Origin of the sequence: Qipengyuania vulgaris, from assembly GCF_009827325.1 — a bacterium.
In the GTDB taxonomy this organism is placed as follows: Bacteria; Pseudomonadota; Alphaproteobacteria; order Sphingomonadales; family Sphingomonadaceae; genus Qipengyuania; species Qipengyuania vulgaris.
The window spans coordinates 845292-864807 of sequence record NZ_WTYC01000001.1; the positions used below are offsets into that span (position 1 = coordinate 845292).

The window sequence follows — 19516 nt, forward strand, 5'->3', positions numbered from 1 at the left end:
TACCGGTTGATTTCGGACCTCTCGCTTGCCAAGGCCGTTGGCAAGAAAAGAGAGGAATTTTTCCATGCGCCAGGTTGACCATTTCATCGCTGGCGGGGCCGGCGGCTCCGCCAATCGCACCCATCAGATCTGGAACCCTTCAACGGGCGAGGTCCAGGCCGAAGTTCCGCTGGGTGATGCTGCACTGCTGCAGAAGGCGGTCGATGCGGCCGAGAAGGTCCAGCCCGAATGGGCGGTGACCAACCCGCAGCGCCGCGCGCGCGTCATGTTCAAGTTCAAGGAACTGGTCGAAGCGAACAAGCAGGAACTCGCCGAGCTGCTTTCGAGCGAGCACGGCAAGGTCGTGGACGACGCCCATGGCGACGTGCAGCGCGGCCTCGAGGTGATCGAGTATGCCTGCGGCATCCCGCAGGCGCTGAAGGGCGAATACACGCAGGGCGCGGGCCCCGGCATCGACGTCTATTCGATGCGCCAGCCGCTTGGCATCGGGGCGGGCATCACCCCGTTCAACTTCCCGGCCATGATCCCGATGTGGATGTTCGGCATGGCGATCGCGGCGGGCAATGCCTTCATCCTCAAGCCCTCCGAGCGCGATCCCAGCGTGCCGGTGCGGCTTGCCGAACTGTTCCTCGAGGCGGGCGCTCCCGAAGGGCTGCTCCAGGTGGTCCACGGCGACAAGGAAATGGTCGATGCCATCCTCGACCATCCCGACATCCCGGCGATCAGTTTCGTCGGCTCATCCGACATTGCGCAATACATCTACTCGCGCGGCACGGCTAACGCCAAGCGCGTCCAAGCTTTCGGCGGGGCGAAGAATCATGGCATCGTCATGCCCGATGCCGATCTCGACCAGGTGGTGAACGATCTGGCCGGAGCCGCCTTCGGCTCTGCGGGCGAACGCTGCATGGCGCTGCCTGTCGTCGTCCCCGTGGGCGAGGACACGGCCGACAAGCTGCGCGAGAAGCTGATTCCGGCGATCAACGGCCTGCGCATCGGCGTCTCGAACGACCCGGATGCGCATTACGGCCCCGTCGTGACGCCTGAACACAAGGCGCGCGTCGAAGGCTGGATCGACACCGCCGAAAAGGAAGGCGCCGAGGTCGTGATCGACGGGCGAGGCTTCAGCCTGCAAGGCCATGAGAAGGGCTTTTTCGTCGGTCCGACCCTGCTCGACCGGGTCACCACCGACATGGAAAGCTACAAGGAAGAAATTTTCGGCCCGGTCCTCCAGATCGTCCGCGCGAAGGATTTCGAAGAGGCCGTCCGCCTGCCGAGCGAGCACCAGTATGGCAACGGCGTGGCCATCTTCACTCGCAACGGCCACGCCGCCCGCGAATTTGCCAGTCGCGTCAATGTCGGCATGGTCGGCATCAACGTGCCGATCCCGGTTCCGGTGAGTTACCACAGCTTCGGTGGCTGGAAGCGCAGCGGCTTCGGCGACATCGACCAGTACGGCATGGAAGGCCTGAAGTTCTGGACCAAGGCCAAGAAGGTGACCCAGCGCTGGCCCGACGGCGGCGGCGATGGCTCGAACGCCTTCGTCATCCCGACCATGGGATAAGATTTCGGTGCGGCGCGTTGGATGGGGAATGAAACAGGTGACCCTCCTTCGCTCCGCTCTTCCCACCGCACTTCTGGCGCTTGCTGCCTGTTCGCAGGACCCGCAGGCCCCGGTCGATAGCGAAGTGGCTGCGGAAGGCACCGCCGACGACGCGGACGTCCAGGCTCAGGAAACCTCGCTGGCGGACGCCGCGGAAGAAGGCCCCACTGCGCAGGTCAATACAATGCCCGCCGCCATGCTTGGCCGCTGGCATGAGGACGCTCTCGGCCGCGCCCCGACCGCTGCAGATTGCGATCCCGAAAGCGATGCGACGCGCGACTACGACCGGCTCATTACTGTGCGCGAAACCGGCTACGGCTACTTCGAGACCGGTGGGCGGATCATGGAAGTGCATGATCGCAACGACCGTATGATCGATGCCACCTTCGACACCACCTATGCCGATACGCCGACACAGGCGCGCAAGGATTTCTCGTTTCAGGCAAACGGGTCGCTCGTCGTACAAGACGATAGCGGCGAAGAATCCGAAACCATCCGATATCAACGATGCCCGGAGTAACAGAAGATGCGAACCTTGCTGACCCTTTCCCTTTCCGCCCTTGCGCTGGCCGCCTGCGCCGAGAACGTCGAGGAGCAGCCGGAACCGGACGCCAGCGAAACCATAATGCCCGTCGAACCCGATGGCGGCATCGGTGACGGAGCGACTCCGCCCGCCGATATGGTCGATGGCGATATTCCCGCCGGATTCCACGGGCGCTGGGGCCTTGTGCCCGCCGACTGCACCTCCGACCGCGGCGATGCCAAGGGTCTTATCAATATCGACGCCGAGGGTATCCAGTTCTACGAATCGCGCGGCGTGGTGGGCACGGTCGAAACCAGCGAGCCCGGCCAGTTCAGGGCTACTTACGACTTCACTGGCGAGGGTATGGAATGGACCCGCGATATGGAGCTCAGCGTATCGGAAGACGGCACGCAACTGGTCCGCAGCGAATACGGCGAAGATGCGCTGGCCGAGCCGCTGACCTACACCAAATGTCCCGCCTGAGGAGAATAAGCATGAAGACTATCCTGATGGCCGCCGCCACCATCCCGCTGGCCGCCTGCACCACCTCCTATGGCGATGAAGCTCCCGCTCCTTCTTCTGCGGGCGGAACCTGCAATGCCGACGCCGCGCAATCCTACGTCGGGAATGAAGCGACGCCGCAGGCAGGTGCAGCGATCCTCGATGAAAGTGGTGCGCGCACGCTTCGCTGGGGCCCGCCCAATTCGGCCTGGACCATGGATTACCGCGAGGACCGCGTGAATGTCCGCTATGACGAAGGCATGACGATTACCGAGATCACCTGCGGGTGAGTGCATCGCGACGAGCTTTCACCGGCTCTCCCTACGAAACGAAGTTCGGCTTCGCCCGGGCGGTTCGCGAGGGGGATCGGATTATCGTCGCCGGCAGCGGACCGGTCGAAGACGACGGCTCTTCCACGCCGGGCGGTGCCTCCGCACAGGCCGAACGCTGCTTTACGCTGATCGTGAAGGCGGTCGAGGAACTGGGCGGGACGCAAAGCGACATCGTGCGCACCCGCATGTTCCTGACCGATTTCGACGATCAGGAAGCGGTGGGCAAAATCCACGCACGCTTCTTTGGCGATGTAAAACCTGCCGCAACTATGGTCGGCTGCGCATGGCTTTGCCGCAAGGAATGGAAAGTGGAAATCGAGGCCGAGGCAATCGTTGGCGACTGACCCGCCGCCCCCTTCCCTTGGCCCTTCCAGAGGGCTAGAGCGCAGCCCATGACAGGACAATTCCAGCTTACCGAAGAGCAGCTGCAGATCCAGGAAATGGCGCAGCGCTTCACCGCCGACAACATCACCCCGCATGCCGCGGAGTGGGACGAGAAATCGCACTTCCCACGCGATGTGATCAAGCAGAGTGCCGAGCTCGGCTTCGGGGCGATTTACGTCTCCGAAGAAAGCGGCGGCATCGGGCTGGGACGGCTCGAGGCGGCGCTGATCATGGAAGCCATGGCCTATGGCTGTCCCGCGACATCGGCCTATATCTCGATCCACAACATGGCCGCATGGATGATCGACCAGTTCGGCGGCGCGGAAGTGAAGGAGAAATACCTTCCCGATCTCGTCACCATGGAAAAGATCGCCAGCTATGCACTGACCGAACCCGGCAGCGGCTCCGACGCTGCGGGCCTCAAAGCCAGCGCGAAGCTAGACGGCGATCATTACGTGCTCAACGGCACCAAGCAGTTCATTTCCGGCGGCGGCTTCAATGACGTCTATGTCACCATGGTCCGCACTTCCGACCACAAGACCAAGGGCATCACCTGCCTGGTGATCGACAAGGACACGCCCGGCGTTTCCTTCGGCAAGCCTGAAAAGAAGCTGGGCTGGAACGCCAGCCCGACCGCGCAGGTGATCTTCGAAGATGCCCGCGTTCCGGTTGCCAACCGCGTGGGCGATGAAGGCGAAGGTTTCCGCTTCGCCATGATGGGCCTCGACGGCGGGCGTCTCAATATCGGAGCGTGCTCGCTAGGCGGTGCGCAGCGCTGCCTCGACGAGGCGGTGGCCTATACCAAGGACCGCAAGCAGTTCGACACGCCCATCGCCGACTTCCAGAACACGCAGTTCATGCTCGCCGACATGGCGACCGATCTGGAAGCTGCGCGCGCCCTGCTCTATCTTGCCGCGGCCAAGGTGACCGACAATGCGCCCGACAAGAGCAGGTTCTCCGCCATGGCCAAGCGCCTTGCCACCGATAGCGGCAGCAAGATCGTCAACGACGCGCTGCAACTCTTCGGAGGCTATGGCTACTTGCGCGAATATCCGATCGAGCGGTTCTGGCGTGACCTGCGCGTCCACTCGATCCTCGAGGGCACGAACCAGGTCATGCGGATGATCGTGGGCCGCGACCTGCTGCGTCAGTAAGCGAGAGTAACATGACCGACGAAGTGAATATCCATGCGCATGGCCGAACCGGCCACATCTCGCTGAACCGCCCCAAGGCGCTTCACGCGCTCACGCTCGACATGTGCCATGCAATGAGCAAGACGCTGGCTGAGTGGGCCGCGGGCGGCGAGATCGAGGCCGTGATCCTCGACCATGCCGAAGGACGCGGGTTCTGCGCCGGGGGCGACATCAACCTGCTGCGCCATTCCGCGCTCAACGATGACGGGAGGAGTGGCCGCAAATTCTTTCACGACGAATACCAACTCAACCACCAGATGTTCGAATATGACAAGCCGATCGTGGCTTTCATGGACGGCATCACCATGGGCGGCGGCGTGGGCATTGCCCTGCCGTGCAAATATCGCGTCGCGACCGAACACACGCGCTTCGCCATGCCCGAAACCGGCATCGGCCTGTTCCCCGACGTGGGCGGCGGCTGGCACCTTTCGCGTCTCGGCGGCAGGCTGGGCCAGTTCCTCGCCTTGACCGGCGCTCGGCTCGACGGGGCGGAATGCGTCTGGGCGGGCATCGCCACGCACTACCTGCCGACGGAAAAGCTGGCCGAAGCCAAAGCCCGCATCACCGAGCATCCGGACCGTATTTCGGGCATCCTCTCGGAACTCTCCGTGTCCCCGCCCGAGGCGCGGATCGAAGCCAATTTCGACGCCATCAAGAAACACTTCGCCTCAGACCGCTACGAGGACATCCTCGCCAGCCTCGAGGCGGACGACAGCGAATGGGCGGCGAAGGAACTCGCCACGCTGCGCACCAAGAGCCCGCAGACCTGCAAGGTGGCGCTGCGCCAGCTGGCGGAGAGCGAGAAGCTGGACAGCTTCGCCGACAACATGCGCATGGAATACCGCATCGCCAGCCGCGTGCTGACCCGCCCGGACTTTTCCGAAGGCGTGCGCGCGGTGATCGTGGACAAGACGAACGACCCCCAATGGGATCCGGCAACGCCCGAGGGCGTGAGCGAGGAACTGCTCGACAGCATCTTCGCCCCGCTTCCCGCTGACGAGGAATGGAAACCCCTATGAGCTACGAAACCATCACCGTCGAACAGCGTGACGCGGTTACGCTGATCACCCTCAACCGCCCCAAGGCGTTGAATGCTTTGAACAGCAAGGTTCTCGAAGAATTGATTGACGCCTTCGCCGTCTATCAGGCGGACGACAGCCAGCTTTGCGCGGTGCTGACCGGATCGGGCGACAAGGCCTTTGCCGCCGGCGCCGACATCAAGGAAATGAGCGAGAAGGACGCAGCCGACTTCTACCTCGAGGATTTCTTCGCCCCCTGGACGAGCGAGATCGTAAAGAAGACCCGCAAGCCATGGATCGCCGCAGTCAACGGCTTCGCGCTGGGCGGAGGATGCGAACTTGCCATGATGTCGGACTTCATCATTGCGAGCGAAAACGCCAAATTCGGTCAGCCTGAAGTCAAGCTCGGCGTCGCGCCGGGCATGGGCGGATCGCAGCGCCTTACGAAGGCGGTCGGGAAGTCGAAGGCGATGGAAATGTGCCTGACAGGGCGGATGATGGATGCCGAGGAAGCCGAACGCAGCAACCTCGTCGCACGGGTCGTGCCGCATGACACCCTGCTCGACGAGGCGATGAAAACCGCCGCGCAGATCGCCTCGATGCCGCCGATGGCCGCCATCGCGAACAAGGAAATGGTCAATGCCGCCTTCGAAACCGGCCTCGACCAGGGCCTGATCATCGAGCGCCGCATCTTCCAGATCCTCGCCGCGAGTGAGGACAAGAAAGAGGGCATGGCCGCCTTCGTCGAGAAGCGGGAAGGCAAGTGGAAGGGGCGCTGAGCCCCTCCCCTTCGAACACGAGAATACGCGGAGAGAGAAAATGAAAATCGCCTTCATCGGCCTCGGAAACATGGGCGGCGGAATGGCCGCGAATCTCGTCAAGGCGGGGCACGAGGTGAACGCCTTCGACCTTGCTGATGAAGCGCTTCATTCGGCCGCTGAACACGGGTGCACAACGTTCGACGATGCCGGTGCGGCATGCCAAGGCGTAGATGCAGTGGTGACGATGCTGCCCAGTGGCGCAATCGTGAAGTCGGTCTATGAGGGCAGCGTTTTCGGTCATGCCCCTGCAGGTGCTGTCCTGATCGACTGTTCGACCATCGACGTTGCTACCGCCAGGGAAGTGATCTCAAACGCCGAGGCTGCTGGATACGACATGGTCGACGCCCCCGTTTCGGGCGGGATCGCAGCGGCGAATGGCGGCACCTTGACCTTCATGGTCGGCGGAACCGAAAAGGCCTTCAACCGCGCCAAGGAAGTCCTCGACCCGATGGGCAAGGCCGTGATCCACGCGGGCGATGCCGGTGCCGGCCAGACCGCCAAGATCTGCAACAACATGCTGCTGGCCGTTACGATGATCGGCACGGGCGAGGCGCTGAAAATGGCCGACAAGCTCGGCCTCGATCCGCAGAAGTTCTTTGAGATCTCAAGCCAGTCGACGGGGTATTGCTGGCCGCTCAACGATTACACGCCGCTGCCTGGGGTGGGCAAGCAAAGCCCGGCGGACAATGATTACAAGGGCGGCTTCGCTGCCGCGCTGATGCGTAAGGATTTGCGCCTTGCCATGCAGGCGGCGCAAAATGTCGGGGCAGTCACCCCGCTGGGCAAGCATGCTGCCGAAATTTACGAAGAGTTCGCCGAAGAAAGCGGCGGGCTCGACTTTTCGGCGGTCATCAAGACGCTCTGAGTTCGCCCATCACCCGCGCGAGCCATTCGCGCGGGGCTTGGCCACTGCCCACATCGGCTACGAATTCCTGCCCGCGCGCCACGCTCTTCAGCCGCCCGTTGCCAAGCCAGCGTTCCGGACGGTCGTGATAGGATAGCCCTCCCCGCTTCAGCCAGTCGGGCCGCTTCCACAGCGATGGCGACCCGCCCGGAACGGTGAGGCGCAAGCCCTCGCTCGCCCGCGCAGCCGTGCCGCCCGGTCCGATATAGATGCAGTCGTTGGTGCCGTGCATTTCCAGCGCATGCGGATGGTTCGCTTCGGCCAGCCAGCTTGGCACTCCGCCCGCGAGGTGAACCGTCTCGGCGATCTCCATCCACCCGAAAATCCGGTGGTGCGGCTCGCCGCTCTCCTCCTCGCGGAACAAGCCGAAAAAGAGGAAGACATCGCCCGTCCCCACACCGCGATTGGCAAGGTGGGTCTGCGCCGCGCCGACTTGCCCGAAAAGGCAGGTCCCGTCATCGCGGAACATGGGATCATGGTGGCAGAGATCGTCCGCACCGAGCTTCCCGCGACTAGCCGCGACCGCATGGTCCCCAAGCCCGAGATCGCGGTAGCTGGTGCGCGAGGCAGCGCCTGCCGGGATCGGCAGGCTCAACGGCCTGCCGTCCACGATGGGCGAAGGCCCACCACCGGAGGAACTGTCGAAGCCCTTGCGGCTGAAGACGATCTTCATGGCCGCGGGCCCGCGTCTACCGTCCGTCCTGCTCGCTCATGCTCGGCGCACCGCCGGGAGGGTTGGGTTCTTCCCAGGCCAGGATCGGCTTGCGTGCCGCCAGCGTCTCGTCGAGGCGGCGACGCGGGGCATAATGCGGTGCGGTCTTGAGGCTTTCGTCGCCAGCCTTCGCCCGTTCCGCCACGCTGCGCAGCGCGCCGATGAACTGGTCCAGTGCTGCCTTGCTCTCGGTCTCCGTGGGCTCGACCAGCATCGCGCCATGCACCACCAGCGGGAAGTACATGGTCATCGGATGGTAGCCCTCGTCGATCAGCGCCTTGGCGAGGTCGAGCGTCGAGACGTCCTCTGCGAAGCCTTTATCTCCGAACAGCGCCTCGTGCATGCATGGCCCGCTGTGGCCGAAGGGCGCATCGAGCACGTCTTCGAGGCTGCGCAGGATGTAATTGGCGTTGAGCACCGCATCTTCGGCCACCTGCCTGAGCCCGTCTGCACCGTGGCTGAGGATATAAGCCAGCGCGCGGGTGAACATGCCCATCTGCCCGTGGAAGGCAGTCATCCGGCCAAAGGCCTTGGTATGCTCGAACTCGGCTGCGTTCTCTTCTTCGACGAGATGGACCACGCCGTCCTTGGTCCGCGCAGTAAAGGGCAGCGGGCCGTAAGGCGAAAGCGCTTCGGACAGCACCACCGGTCCCGACCCCGGACCACCGCCGCCATGCGGGGTGGAGAAGGTCTTGTGTAGGTTGATGTGCATGGCATCGACGCCGAGGTCGCCCGGACGCACCTTGCCGACGATGGCGTTGAAATTGGCCCCGTCGCAATAGACGAAGCCGCCCGCTTCATGGACCGCGTCGGAGATCGCCTTCATGTCGCGCTCGAACAGTCCGCAGGTGTTCGGGTTGGTGATCATCACGCCCGCAACGTCCGGGCCCAGCCGCGCCTTGAGCGCTTCCAGATCGACCCGTCCATCGGAATTGGCGGGAATGTCCTCCACCCGGTAACCGGCAAAGGCCGCGGTCGCCGGGTTGGTGCCATGCGCACTTTCGGGGACGAGGATAACCTCGCGGGCGTCGCCGCGCGCTTCCAGAGCGGCGCGGATGCAGAGGATCCCGCACAGCTCGCCATGCGCGCCCGCCTTGGGGCTCATCGCAACGCCGTGCATGGCGGTCAGTTCGATCAGCCAGTGGGCCAGTTCGTTCACGACCTCCAGCGCGCCGCGCACCGTGTCGACGGGCTGCAGCGGGTGGACATCGGCAAAGCCGGGCATCCGCGCGACCTTTTCGTTCAGCCGCGGATTGTGCTTCATCGTGCAAGACCCGAGCGGGAAGAGGCCGAGGTCAATGGCGTAGTTCTGCCGCGAAAGGCGCGTGTAGTGGCGGATCGTTTCGGGTTCGGAAAGACCGGGCAGGCCGATTTTCTCGCTGCGGTCGAGCCCGCCGAGGCGGTTCGAGCCGGACTGCGGTTCGGGCAGGTCGACACCGGTGGTCTCGGTCGTGCCTATCTCGAAGATCAGCGGCTCTTCCAGCATCAGAGCGCGGTTGCCGGTGACGGTATCGGGACCGGCCATGGCGTTGTGATCCTGCACGGGCGTGCCGGGCTTCCAGCCGGATGCGTTGGGCGCGCTCATGCCAGCACCTCCCCGAGAGCCGCGGCAAGGGTTTCGATGTCCTCCTCGGTCGTGGTTTCCGTGACCGCGACAATAAGTCCATCGGCGAGGTCGGCGTGTTCGGGGAACAGCCGGCCGAGCGAGACCCCCGCAAGCACATCCTGCTTGGCGAGCTTGCGCACCACGGTGCGCGCATCGGTGCCTAGGCGGATGGTGAATTCGTTGAAGAAGCTGTCGTTGAGCACCGAAATGCCCGGCACCTTAGCCAGCCGGTCGGCGGCGATGCAGGCGAGACGGTGGTTCTCCATCGCCAACCGGCGCAGCCCCGCTTCCCCCAGCAGCGTCATGTGAACGCTGAATGCCAGCGCGCAGAGGCCCGAATTGGTGCAGATGTTGCTGGTCGCCTTTTCCCGGCGGATATGCTGCTCGCGGGTGGAGAGCGTCAGCACATAGCCTCGCTTGCCCTCGGCATCCTGCGTTTCGCCGCACAGGCGGCCCGGCATCATGCGGACATGCTTGGGATCGCGCACGGCAAAGAGACCGAGATAGGGACCGCCGAACTGGAGGCCGACGCCGATCGACTGGCCCTCGCCCACGACGATATCCGCGCCCATCTCGCCGGGCGACTTCAGCGCGCCCAGAGCGACCGGCTCGGTGTTGACAACGATCAGAAGCGCGCCCTTGGCATGGGCTGCCTCTGCTATGGGAGCAAGGTCGGTCACGCGGCCGAGAATGTCCGGATACTGCACGACGACCGAGGCGGTATCATCGTCGATGCGCGCGATCAGGCCTTCATTGTCGGGCGCTGCCTGCATGGCGGGCCTGGCATGCGCGATCTCGTCGTCGGTGAACTTCGCCATGGTCTTCACGACCTCCGCATAATGCGGATGCAGCGCGCCGGAGAGAACGACCTTGCGTTTCTTGCCGCGCGCGATGCGGCCGGCCATCGCCACAGCTTCCCAGCACGCGGTCGAGCCGTCGTACATGCTCGCATTGGCCACCGCGCAGCCATAGAGATGCGCGACCTGGCTCTGGAACTCGAACAGCATCTGCAGCGTGCCCTGCGCGATTTCCGGCTGGTAGGGCGTGTATGCAGTCAGGAACTCGCCGCGCTGGATGATGTGATCGACGCTGGCCGGGACGTGATGCTTGTAAGCGCCCGCACCGAGGAAGAAGGCGGCATCGGCGGCCGCAAGATTCTTCTTCGACAGCCGCCGCATACGCTTTTCGACAGCCATCTCGCTGGCATGCATCGGCAAGCCGTGGATCGGACCGTCGAGCCGGGCTTCCTCCGGCACATCGACGAACAGGGCGTCCACATCGGGCGCACCGATTTTCTCAAGCATCGCCGAACGGTCGGCGTCAGTCAGCGGCAGATAGCGCATTTACAACCTCACTGGCCCCGTGATGCGGGGCAAGGATTGGAATTCAGAGTCCGTCGCAGAAGCTCTTGTAGGCCTTGTCGTCCATCAGGCCTTCGAGTTCGGACTTGTCGGAGACGGTCATCTTGAAGAACCAGCCGTCTTCTTCGGGCGAGGAGTTCACCAATGCAGGATCCTCATCGAGGTTTTCGTTCACCTCGACCACCTCGCCCGACAGGGGCGCGTAGACATCGCTTGCAGCCTTGACGCTTTCGACCACGGCGGCGTCCTTGCCCTTCTCGACCATCGCGCCGACGTCGGGCAATTCAACGAAAACGATATCGCCAAGCTGGCCTTGGGCGTAATCGGTGATGCCGACCGTGGCGGTATTGCCTTCAAGGTCGATCCATTCGTGTTCATCGGTGAAATAGCGGGCCATCTCTCTCACTTTCCTCTGTGATAACGGTGCGGGACGAAGGGCATACTGGCGACCTTCGCGGACAATCTCTTGTTACGAACCTCGACTTCGAGTTCGGTTCCTTCATCGGCGAGCGCGGTGTCGATATAGGCCATGGCGATCGGCCGTTCGAGCGTGGGCGAAAACCCGCCGCTGGTGACGCGGCCGACCTGCTTTTCGCCAGAATAGACAAGCGCACCCTCACGCGCAGGCAAGCGGCCGTCGATCTCAAGACCGACGCGCTTCTGTGCGGGACCATCGGCAAGCACCTTGGCCACCGCTTCATGGCCCATCCAGCCGCCTTCCTCGCGGCGCTTCTTGGTGAGCGCGAAAAGGAGGTCGGCAGAGACCGGATCGGTTTTTTCGGTGATGTCGTGCCCGTAGAGTGGAAGGCCCGCTTCCAGACGAAGGCTGTCTCGCGCACCGAGACCGATGGGACGCACCTCGATTTCAGCGCACAAACGATCGCACAGGCTCTCGGCGAACTCGGCCGGAACCGAGATCTCGAAGCCATCCTCTCCGGTATATCCCGAGCGGGTGATGCGGAGCGGCCATTCGCCAAAGTCGTGAACGAGCGAGTCCATGAAGACCGAGTCGTCGATCACGTTGCGCATCACGCGATTGAGGGCGGTGGCAGCGTTCGGACCCTGCAGCGCGATCAGCGCATGCTCATCCATGTGAGTCAGAGTGACGTCGTCATCGAGATGTTCGCGCAAATGGGCGATATCATCCCACTTCATCGCGCCGTTCACCACGAGATAATAGGCCGGTTCTCCCCAATGACCCTCTGTGCCTTCTTCCTCGTCGCCCTCGATCCATGGCGTCGCATTGGTGACCATCAGATCGTCGAGGATGCCGCCGTCTTCGGCCATCAGCAGCGAATAGCGCGTGCGTCCGGGTTTGAGGGAGGCGATCGCGCCGGGAAGCAGTTTTTCCAGTTCCTCGGCAGCCTTCTCGCCGGTCACCATGAGCTGGCCCATGTGGCTGACGTCGAACAGGCCCGCTTGGTCGCGCGTCCAATTATGTTCGACGACGATGCCATCGTACTGGATCGGCATTTCGTAGCCGGCGAACGGCACCATGCGCGCGCCCTTGCCGCGATGCCATGCATCGAGCGGCAGAGTGCCGATTTCGTCCTCAAAGGTTTCGTTTTCTTCGCTCAAGTCCCGTCCTTCAAAAGCATGGGTGCGCCCGTCGCCGTGCGCCAAACCAACCCATGCCCCCTCTGTCGGGAAACCTGAGAGACTGACACGCCGGTTAGCGCGCTTACCCCTTCGGTGGCCGCCTGATCGGGCGACGCTTTCCAGAGTGTCGATGGCAGCGCACGGTCCATGTGCCTGAGAGTTTCCGGGGCGGTTGCTCCTTCGGCGCTATACGGGGTGTCCCCGAACAGTCTCTCCCATGCGCGCCCGCTGCAGAATCGCCCCTGCAGCCGACGGATCAGCACTGCGCGAGTCGTTGCGCGGGGTCAATCGCGCAATGACCTCAATTCGTGTTCAACCACAGCAAATATAGCGCCGAGAGTACGATCCAACTGCCGTCGAGCGTTTTCAGGCGCCGTGCCCCCAGCCACAGCGCGATAGGCCGCGCCAAGAACCCGCCGAGCGCCGCGCCAGGTGCCGCAAGAAGAACCACTTCCCATTGAATGGTACCGGCATCGATATGCCAGATTGCGCCAACAATCACGCTGACGGAGGAAATCAGACAAGCGGCCCCCGTGCATAACAAGACAGGATAGTGGCGAATGAACAGGTATAACGCGACAAGTTCTCCCACTCCGACCGAGAATAGCGCGGTCAACACACCGCCCGGCACGGCAAGAAGGAGCAGGACGAACAGGTCACCTCGCTCGAGCTCGGATTTTTCCTCGCGTTCGCAATTGACCGTCCAGGTGGCGGCGATGAGCGATAAGCCAAGCAAGATCGAGAATGCCTTGTAGCTCAACAGTACCGTCTGCTGATCGAAGTTGGTCAGCCGCTGAGTCAGCAACATGGCAGGAAGCGAGAGCGCGAGAACAGCGAAAGCTGCAGCGAAAAAGTCACGCGGCCGGACCTTGGAGTGGAGTGGCTCGGGTACCGGTTGGTGGTAGAGGCGGTCGGTCCATCGCAGCGCGCCCATGGTCATGCCGAAGCTTTGAATGCACATGGAAACCCCGACCACTTGAAGCGGCTGGATATCCATCTTCCCTAGCTCGCGCAGGGCATTGAAAACGGGTACAAAGACTACGCCGCCGCCCGTGCCCGAAGTATTGGCGATGATTGCCCCGATGACTCCGACGCCGGGAAGGAACCACAGTCCCGTGATCAGTGACGGATCGTAGGAAACGGATAACCATAGCACCGCATAGGCGACCAGCAGGACGCCTCCGCCAATCCACGCCAGCCGCCCGCGGGGCAGCGCGCTCAGTCCAGATTGGGTCGCAGCCATCGTTCGGCAGTCGCCATATCGACACCGCGGCGGCCCGCATAGTCCTCGAGCTGATCGCGCCCAATGCGCGCTACTCCGAAATACTGCGCTTCGGGATGGCCGAAGTAGAAACCGCTGACAGCTGAGGTGGGCAGCATCGCGAAATTCTCGGTCAGTTCGAGACCCGCATTCTGCTCCACACCAAGCAAATCGAAGAGGATTGGCTTCAAGCTGTGATCGGGACACGCCGGATAACCCGGTGCCGGCCTGATCCCGCGATACTGCTCCTTGATCAGCGCTTCGTTGGTGAGCTGCTCTTGCGGCGCGTACCCCCAAAGCTCGGTGCGAACATGCCGGTGCAGAGCTTCCGCGAACGCCTCGGCGAAACGGTCTGCCAAGGCCTTCAGAAGGATGTCGGAATAATCGTCCTTGTCCTCGAGGAAACGCTTGGAATGTTCCTCGATGCCGTGGATCCCCACGGCGAAACCGCCGATCCAGTCGCCTGCCGGATCGATGAAATCGGCCAGGCACATATTGGCGCGGTCGCGCGACTTCTTGACCTGCTGGCGCAGGAAGGGGAGAACCGTATGCGTTTCTCCCTCCGCATCGTGAATGGTAACATCGTCGCCGTCGCGCGCGCAGGGCCAGAAGCCCGCGACACCCTTAGCCGTCAGCCATTTACCTTCGATAATCCGGTCGAGCATGGCATCGGCATCGGCCTTGAGTTGGCGCGCGGTTTCGCCAACCACCTCATCGTCGAGGATCTTGGGATATGTGCCGTGCAATTCCCATGCCCGGAAGAACGGTGTCCAGTCGATGTACTCGCGCAGGTCGGCGAGCGGCCAGTCGTCGAATGCATGGACGCCGGGATTGAGCGGCGGCGCTGCCTTGTCCGATAAATAGGCATCGAAGAAATTGGCGCGTGCATCCTCCAGTGAAAGCAACACGCTCTGGGTCTTGCCCTCACGTGCTTCGCGCACTTTCACATATTCGGCTGCAGTCGTCTCGACGAACTCGTCTCTCTGGGTATCGGAGAGAAGGCGGCTGGCTACTCCTACCGCGCGGCTTGCGTCGAGGACGTGGATTACCGGCCCATCATAGGCAGGATCGATGCGCAACGCGGTGTGAACCTTGCTGGTGGTGGCCCCGCCAATCAGCAGCGGCAGGTCCATGTCTGCAGCCTTCATTTCCTCGGCAACGGTGACCATCTCGTCGAGCGACGGTGTGATGAGACCCGACAGCCCGATCATATCCGCTTTCTCTGCGCGTGCGGTTTCGAGGATCTTCGACCAGGGAACCATGACCCCAAGATCAATGACGTCATAGCCGTTGCACTGCAGGACCACGCCCACGATGTTCTTGCCAATGTCGTGGACGTCGCCCTTGACCGTGGCCATCACGATCTTGCCCTTGGCCTTGCGTTCCTTTTCCGGAAGCAGGTCCTTCTCAGCCTCGATGAAAGGGATGAGGTGCGCGACGGCCTTCTTCATGACGCGGGCGGACTTCACCACCTGGGGCAGGAACATCTTGCCGCTGCCGAACAGGTCACCGACGACGTTCATGCCGTCCATCAGCGGGCCTTCGATAACCTCGATCGGGCGCCCACCAGAGGCCTTCACCAACTCGCGCGCTTCTTCGGTATCGTCGACCACATGCGCGTCGATACCCTTGACCAGAGCATGTTCGAGCCGCCGCTGGACAGGCCATCCGCGCCATTCCTCCGCGGCCTTCTCATCCGCCGCGCTCTTGCCGCGATAGCTTTCGGCAAGGTTGATCAGCCTTTCGGTCGCATCCGGTCGGCGCATGAGGATCACATCCTCGCAGGCTTCGCGCAGTTCGGGATCAATCTGGTCGTAGACATCCAGCTGGCCCGCATTGACGATCGCCATGTCGAGCCCTGCCGGGATCGCGTGAAACAGGAACACCGAATGCATGGCGCGGCGCACCGTTTCGTTGCCGCGGAAGCTGAAGCTCAGGTTTGAAAGGCCGCCGCTCGTCTTGGCGTGCGGGCAACGCTGCTTGATTTCCTGTACCGCCTCGAGAAAGTCCAAGCCGTAACGGTCATGCTCTTCAATCCCCGTCGCGACCGCGAAGATGTTGGGATCGAAGATGATATCCTCTGGCGGAAAACCCATACCGGCAAGCAGGTCATAGGCCCGGCTGCAGATTTCGACCTTGCGCTCTTTAGTATCGGCCTGTCCGGTCTCGTCGAAGGCCATCACTACGACGGCAGCCCCATAATCCATGCATTTGCGGGCATGTTCGAGGAAGGCGTTCTCACCCTCTTTCATGCTGATCGAATTGACGATCGGCTTACCGGAAACGCATTTCAGGCCTGCCTCGATCACCTCCCATTTGGAGCTGTCGATCATCACCGGCACGCGTGCGATATCGGGCTCTGCGGCGATCAGCTTGAGGAAGGTCGTCATCGCATGTTCGGCGTCGAGCAGGCCCTCGTCCATGTTGACGTCGATCACCTGTGCGCCATTGTCCACCTGGTCGCGTGCGACTTCGACGGCGGTTTCGTAATCGTCTGCGAGGATCAATTTCTTGAACCGTGCAGAGCCGGTCACATTGGTGCGTTCGCCGATATTGACGAAGCGGGCTGTGGTCAGGTTACTCATCAGGCGGCAATCGTGAAGGGTTCAAGGCCGGCGAGGCGCATGTTCGGTCCGATGCGGGGCGGCTTTCTCGGCGCGATGCCGGAGACGGCCTTCGCCATCGCGGCAATATGCTCGGGAGTAGACCCGCAACAGCCCCCAAGCGCATTGATGCGGCCACCGTCGGCCCACACCTTGGTTAGCGCCGCGGTCGTTTCCGGCACTTCGTCATATTCGCCAAGATCGTTGGGCAGGCCCGCATTGGGGTACGCCATGAGATAGGTGTCGGCGATGTCCGAAAGTATCTGGACATGTGGCCGCAATTGCTCAGCGCCGAAGCTGCAGTTGAGGCCGATGGTGAGCGGTTTTGCGTGTCGCACGGTATACCAGAAGGCTTCGACCGTGTGGCCGGAAAGGTTGCGCCCGGAAAGGTCGGTGAGGGTAAGCGAAATCATCAGCGGGATGTCGCGCTCAAGCTCGCGTTCCAGCTGCTTCACCGCCATGATCGCCGCCTTGCAGTTGAGCGTATCGAATACGGTTTCGATCAGGATGAAGTCTGCCCCGCCCTCGATCAGTGCCCGGGATTGCTCGACGTAGACCTCGACGATCTCGCCGAAGCTCACCTCGCGAAAGCCGGGGTCTTCGACATCGGGAGACAATGAAAGCGTCTTGTTGGTCGGCCCGACTGCACCTGCGACAAACCGCGGAATCCCATCGGTGCGGGCGTCGATCGCTTCACGAGTTATCCTCGCGGCGGCGAAGTTGATATCGTGGACGAGCCCTTGCGCGCCGTAATCGGCCTGGCTGATGCGGTTGGCATTGAAGGTATTGGTGGCGAGGATGTGTGCCCCTGCATCGATGTAGCTGTCGCAAATCCGCCGAATGACGTGTGGCTGGGTCAGGTTGACGAGATCGTTATTGCCCTTCTGGTCGTCCGCCAGCCCGGTGTCGCCTGCATAGTCTTCCGGTGCCAGTTTCGCGCGCTGGATCTCGGTGCCGTAAGGCCCGTCCTTGATGAGGATCTGCTTCGCCGCAGCGGTTTCGAATTCGTGCCTTTTGGACATTGCTTTACGCTTTCGGGCGCAGGCCGAGCATGTGACAGATCGCATAGCTCAGCTCGGCGCGGTTGAGGGTGTAGAAATGGAACTGCCGGACGCCGCCCGCATAGAGACGGCGGCACATTTCAGCGGCAATAGTGGCGCTGACGAGCTGGCGCGCCTCGGGTCTCTCATCCAGGCCGTCGAACAAGCCTCCCATCCACTCGGGAATGGCCGTACCGCAAAGGCCGGACATGCGCTGGACCGCCGCGAAACTCAGGACCGGCATGATACCAGGAACGATCTCGCCCTCGATTCCGGCAGCAGCCGTCTTGTCGCGAAAGTCGAAGAAGCATTCCGGCTCGAAGAAGAACTGGGTAATGGCGCGTGTCGCACCCGCATCGAACTTGCGCTTGAGGTTATCGAGGTCTGTCTGCCGGTCCGACGAGTCCGGATGCACCTCGGGATAGGCGGCAACCGAGATTTCGAAATCGGCGATTTTCTTCAGACCGGCAATCAGGTCGGCAGCATTTTCGTAGCCACCCGGATGCGGAGCATACCCTTGCGAGCCACTGGGCGCATCGCCGCGCAGGGCCACGATATGGCGCACGCCCTCCTCCCAATATTCCCGGGCTACCTGATCGACTTCCTCACGGGTCGCGTCGACGCATGTCAGGTGAGCTGCGGCGGGAATTGCCGTTTCGTTCACGATGCGCCGAACCGCCTGATGGGTGCGTTCGCGGGTCGAACCACCCGCTCCGTAGGTTACCGAGAGAAAGCGGGGATTCAACGGAGCCAGGGTTTCGACGCTTTGCCAAAGAGTCTCGCCCATTTTCTCGGTTTTCGGCGGGAAGAATTCGAAGCTGACCTCGATATCGCCGGGCAGACCGGAGAAAAGCGGTCTTTCCAATGCCCGCTGCGCTTCGCGCATCTGATCGAGAGTGGGGCTCATCCAACTGTCCTTTCCGAACCGCGGCGGCGGTTGCACACCCAGATTTTCACGCCGATCTCACCATCGTCGAGCGAGATCGGTTCTCGCGGATCGAAACCCGCATCATCAAGTAGCTCATGCATATGCCCGTCGGCGAAACCCAACCTAGCGTGGGCGTGCTTCTCGCGAAGCTCCTCCCGCTGATGAGCGGCAAAGTCGACAATCGCAATTCGCCCTCCTGCCCGCGTCACCCTCGCCGCTTCGCACAACGCGGCTGCCGGACTGGTCGCAAAATGCAGGACCTGGTGAAACAGGACGGTGTCGAAACTGTCGGGCGCAAAGGGCAGGCTTGCAAAGTCCCCCTGTATGACCTCGACCCGCGCGGCAGGCAGGTGCTGCAGCTTGGCCCGGGCCAGCCGCAGCATGGCGAGGCTCTTGTCCAGAGCGACGATGTGGTCTGCCTTTTCCGCGAAAAGTTCGGCCATGCGCCCCGTACCTGTGCCGATATCGAGCAGGCGGCCCAGCGTTGTTTCGCCGAGCGCCTTGGCGAGTGCCTCTTCGACCAGTTCATCGGAAGAGTGAAGACGCCGCAGTTCATCCCAGTCGTGGGCATGATCGGCGAAATACTCCTGCGCCTGCGCTTCGCGAGACGCACGGATCTCCGAAAGCCTTCGACGATCGCCTTCGCATTGTTCACCAAAAGCCGTGTCGAACGTTTCGAACCGGGCGAGAAACTGGCCGAGATCGGAACGGATTGCGGGCGCGTCTTCGCCATCACCCCGGGCGCGCAGGAAAATCCAGCTCCCCTCGCGTCGACGCTCCGCAAGCCCGGCATCGCACAGTATGCCCACATGGCGTGAAACGCGCGGCTGGCTTTGGCCGAGTACCTGCGCAATTTCACCAACCGCCAGCTCCATCGAACCGAGAAGCCGCATGATCCGCAGCCGCGTCGGATCCGCCAAGGCACGAAAGATGACTTCGGTACGCATCGCCGGGAACATATAAAGATATTTTTATATCCGTAAACGATGGATGGCAAAGCATTGCTTGCCTTGGTGCGAACTGGTGTTTCGGGCTCTCGCTTACCGGATATTCACCATTTTCTCCCACCCTTGCGTATCGCCCGCAAGGACTCAGCGCCTCGCGGTCATCCAACCACGGGTTTCGCCCC

General features: G+C 62.5%; 19 protein-coding genes and 2 riboswitches. Of the genes, 9 read left to right on the forward strand and 10 right to left on the reverse strand.

Going from position 1 to position 19516, the window contains the following annotated elements:
* Positions 1 to 64: 64 nt before the first annotated feature.
* Genes GRI69_RS04065 through mmsB form a run of 9 tightly spaced genes read left to right on the forward strand, consistent with a single transcriptional unit; the run spans position 65 to position 7238 of the window.
* A complete protein-coding gene (locus tag GRI69_RS04065) occupies positions 65 to 1561 on the forward strand; it encodes a CoA-acylating methylmalonate-semialdehyde dehydrogenase (RefSeq protein ID WP_160726929.1) in 1497 nt (498 codons plus the stop codon).
* A 28-nt stretch (positions 1562 to 1589) separates the two neighbouring features.
* Positions 1590 to 2120, forward strand: a complete 531-nt coding sequence (locus GRI69_RS04070) for a hypothetical protein (RefSeq protein WP_160726930.1) — start codon at positions 1590 to 1592, stop codon at positions 2118 to 2120.
* 6 nt (positions 2121 to 2126) lie between these two features.
* A complete protein-coding gene (locus GRI69_RS04075) occupies positions 2127 to 2606 on the forward strand; it encodes a hypothetical protein (RefSeq protein ID WP_202391801.1) in 480 nt (159 codons plus the stop codon).
* Between the two features lie 11 nt (positions 2607 to 2617).
* The gene (locus GRI69_RS04080; protein ID WP_160726932.1) at positions 2618 to 2914 is read left to right on the forward strand and encodes an I78 family peptidase inhibitor; all 297 of its coding nucleotides are present in this window, start codon (positions 2618 to 2620) and stop codon (positions 2912 to 2914) included.
* Positions 2911 to 3300: a Rid family hydrolase gene (locus GRI69_RS04085; RefSeq protein WP_160726933.1), complete on the forward strand. Its 390-nt coding sequence runs from the start codon at positions 2911 to 2913 to the stop codon at positions 3298 to 3300. The genes GRI69_RS04080 and GRI69_RS04085 overlap by 4 nt, the downstream gene beginning before the upstream one ends.
* Positions 3301 to 3348: 48 nt before the next feature.
* On the forward strand, positions 3349 to 4494 hold the full coding sequence (locus GRI69_RS04090) for an acyl-CoA dehydrogenase family protein (RefSeq protein WP_160726934.1): 1146 nt from the start codon (positions 3349 to 3351) through the stop codon (positions 4492 to 4494).
* 11 nt (positions 4495 to 4505) lie between these two features.
* Positions 4506 to 5552: an enoyl-CoA hydratase/isomerase family protein gene (locus GRI69_RS04095; RefSeq protein ID WP_160726935.1), complete on the forward strand. Its 1047-nt coding sequence runs from the start codon at positions 4506 to 4508 to the stop codon at positions 5550 to 5552.
* On the forward strand, positions 5549 to 6331 hold the full coding sequence (locus GRI69_RS04100; protein ID WP_160726936.1) for an enoyl-CoA hydratase-related protein: 783 nt from the start codon (positions 5549 to 5551) through the stop codon (positions 6329 to 6331). Before GRI69_RS04095 ends, GRI69_RS04100 begins: the two co-directional genes overlap by 4 nt.
* Positions 6264 to 7238 carry a 3-hydroxyisobutyrate dehydrogenase gene (gene mmsB / locus GRI69_RS04105; protein WP_419957060.1) on the forward strand — a complete coding sequence of 325 codons (975 nt, stop codon included), beginning with the start codon at positions 6264 to 6266 and terminating at the stop codon, positions 7236 to 7238. The genes GRI69_RS04100 and mmsB overlap by 68 nt, the downstream gene beginning before the upstream one ends.
* On the opposite strand, the gene GRI69_RS04110 is transcribed toward mmsB, so the two are convergent.
* From GRI69_RS04110 to GRI69_RS04155, 10 genes are all read right to left on the reverse strand, one after another.
* Positions 7225 to 7950: an Nmad3 family putative nucleotide modification protein gene (locus GRI69_RS04110; RefSeq protein WP_160726938.1), complete on the reverse strand. Its 726-nt coding sequence runs from the start codon at positions 7948 to 7950 to the stop codon at positions 7225 to 7227. The genes mmsB and GRI69_RS04110 overlap by 14 nt on opposite strands.
* Before the next feature lie 16 nt (positions 7951 to 7966).
* A complete protein-coding gene (gcvPB, locus tag GRI69_RS04115) occupies positions 7967 to 9574 on the reverse strand; it encodes an aminomethyl-transferring glycine dehydrogenase subunit GcvPB (protein ID WP_160726939.1) in 1608 nt (535 codons plus the stop codon).
* Complete coding sequence (gcvPA, locus tag GRI69_RS04120) at positions 9571 to 10938, reverse strand: aminomethyl-transferring glycine dehydrogenase subunit GcvPA (protein ID WP_160726940.1); 1368 nt, start codon at positions 10936 to 10938, stop codon at positions 9571 to 9573. The genes gcvPB and gcvPA overlap by 4 nt, the downstream gene beginning before the upstream one ends.
* 43 nt (positions 10939 to 10981) lie before the next feature.
* Positions 10982 to 11353, reverse strand: a complete 372-nt coding sequence (gene gcvH / locus GRI69_RS04125; protein WP_160726941.1) for a glycine cleavage system protein GcvH — start codon at positions 11351 to 11353, stop codon at positions 10982 to 10984.
* A gap of 5 nt (positions 11354 to 11358) precedes the next feature.
* Positions 11359 to 12534, reverse strand: coding sequence for a glycine cleavage system aminomethyltransferase GcvT (gene gcvT, locus GRI69_RS04130; protein WP_160726942.1), 1176 nt, complete (start codon positions 12532 to 12534; stop codon positions 11359 to 11361).
* A gap of 52 nt (positions 12535 to 12586) precedes the next feature.
* Positions 12587 to 12686, reverse strand: a riboswitch (glycine riboswitch).
* Positions 12687 to 12783: riboswitch (glycine riboswitch) on the reverse strand.
* Positions 12784 to 12856: 73 nt separating this feature from the next.
* Entirely contained in the window at positions 12857 to 13798 is a 942-nt protein-coding gene (locus tag GRI69_RS04135; RefSeq protein ID WP_160726943.1) for a sulfite exporter TauE/SafE family protein, read from the reverse strand.
* Positions 13774 to 16401, reverse strand: coding sequence for a methionine synthase (gene metH / locus GRI69_RS04140; protein WP_160726944.1), 2628 nt, complete (start codon positions 16399 to 16401; stop codon positions 13774 to 13776). The genes GRI69_RS04135 and metH overlap by 25 nt, the downstream gene beginning before the upstream one ends.
* The gene (locus GRI69_RS04145) at positions 16401 to 17441 is read right to left on the reverse strand and encodes a homocysteine S-methyltransferase family protein (RefSeq protein ID WP_160726945.1); all 1041 of its coding nucleotides are present in this window, start codon (positions 17439 to 17441) and stop codon (positions 16401 to 16403) included. The genes metH and GRI69_RS04145 overlap by 1 nt, the downstream gene beginning before the upstream one ends.
* Positions 17442 to 17445: 4 nt before the next feature.
* A complete protein-coding gene (gene metF / locus GRI69_RS04150) occupies positions 17446 to 18366 on the reverse strand; it encodes a methylenetetrahydrofolate reductase (protein WP_202391802.1) in 921 nt (306 codons plus the stop codon).
* Positions 18363 to 19334 (reverse strand): ArsR/SmtB family transcription factor, encoded by a 972-nt coding sequence (locus GRI69_RS04155; RefSeq protein ID WP_160726946.1) that lies wholly within the window; start codon positions 19332 to 19334, stop codon positions 18363 to 18365. Before GRI69_RS04155 ends, metF begins: the two co-directional genes overlap by 4 nt.
* Between the last annotated feature and the right edge of the window lie 182 nt (positions 19335 to 19516).

What these genes read in the sequence shown, in the direction of transcription:
- gcvH (WP_160726941.1), bottom strand. Translation starts at nt 11,353, where the DNA reads ATGGCCCGCTATTTCACCGATGAACACGAATGGATCGACCTTGAAGGC.
- GRI69_RS04135 (WP_160726943.1), bottom strand. Translation starts at nt 13,798, where the DNA reads ATGGCTGCGACCCAATCTGGACTGAGCGCGCTGCCCCGCGGGCGGCTG.
- GRI69_RS04145 (WP_160726945.1), bottom strand. Translation starts at nt 17,441, where the DNA reads ATGTCCAAAAGGCACGAATTCGAAACCGCTGCGGCGAAGCAGATCCTC.
- metH (WP_160726944.1), bottom strand. Translation starts at nt 16,401, where the DNA reads ATGAGTAACCTGACCACAGCCCGCTTCGTCAATATCGGCGAACGCACC.
- GRI69_RS04075 (WP_202391801.1), top strand. Translation starts at nt 2,127, where the DNA reads ATGCGAACCTTGCTGACCCTTTCCCTTTCCGCCCTTGCGCTGGCCGCC.
- GRI69_RS04065 (WP_160726929.1), top strand. Translation starts at nt 65, where the DNA reads ATGCGCCAGGTTGACCATTTCATCGCTGGCGGGGCCGGCGGCTCCGCC.
- gcvPA (WP_160726940.1), bottom strand. Translation starts at nt 10,938, where the DNA reads ATGCGCTATCTGCCGCTGACTGACGCCGACCGTTCGGCGATGCTTGAG.
- metF (WP_202391802.1), bottom strand. Translation starts at nt 18,366, where the DNA reads ATGAGCCCCACTCTCGATCAGATGCGCGAAGCGCAGCGGGCATTGGAA.
- GRI69_RS04100 (WP_160726936.1), top strand. Translation starts at nt 5,549, where the DNA reads ATGAGCTACGAAACCATCACCGTCGAACAGCGTGACGCGGTTACGCTG.
- GRI69_RS04110 (WP_160726938.1), bottom strand. Translation starts at nt 7,950, where the DNA reads ATGAAGATCGTCTTCAGCCGCAAGGGCTTCGACAGTTCCTCCGGTGGT.
- GRI69_RS04070 (WP_160726930.1), top strand. Translation starts at nt 1,590, where the DNA reads ATGAAACAGGTGACCCTCCTTCGCTCCGCTCTTCCCACCGCACTTCTG.
- gcvPB (WP_160726939.1), bottom strand. Translation starts at nt 9,574, where the DNA reads ATGAGCGCGCCCAACGCATCCGGCTGGAAGCCCGGCACGCCCGTGCAG.
- GRI69_RS04155 (WP_160726946.1), bottom strand. Translation starts at nt 19,334, where the DNA reads ATGCGTACCGAAGTCATCTTTCGTGCCTTGGCGGATCCGACGCGGCTG.
- GRI69_RS04090 (WP_160726934.1), top strand. Translation starts at nt 3,349, where the DNA reads ATGACAGGACAATTCCAGCTTACCGAAGAGCAGCTGCAGATCCAGGAA.
- GRI69_RS04080 (WP_160726932.1), top strand. Translation starts at nt 2,618, where the DNA reads ATGAAGACTATCCTGATGGCCGCCGCCACCATCCCGCTGGCCGCCTGC.
- GRI69_RS04095 (WP_160726935.1), top strand. Translation starts at nt 4,506, where the DNA reads ATGACCGACGAAGTGAATATCCATGCGCATGGCCGAACCGGCCACATC.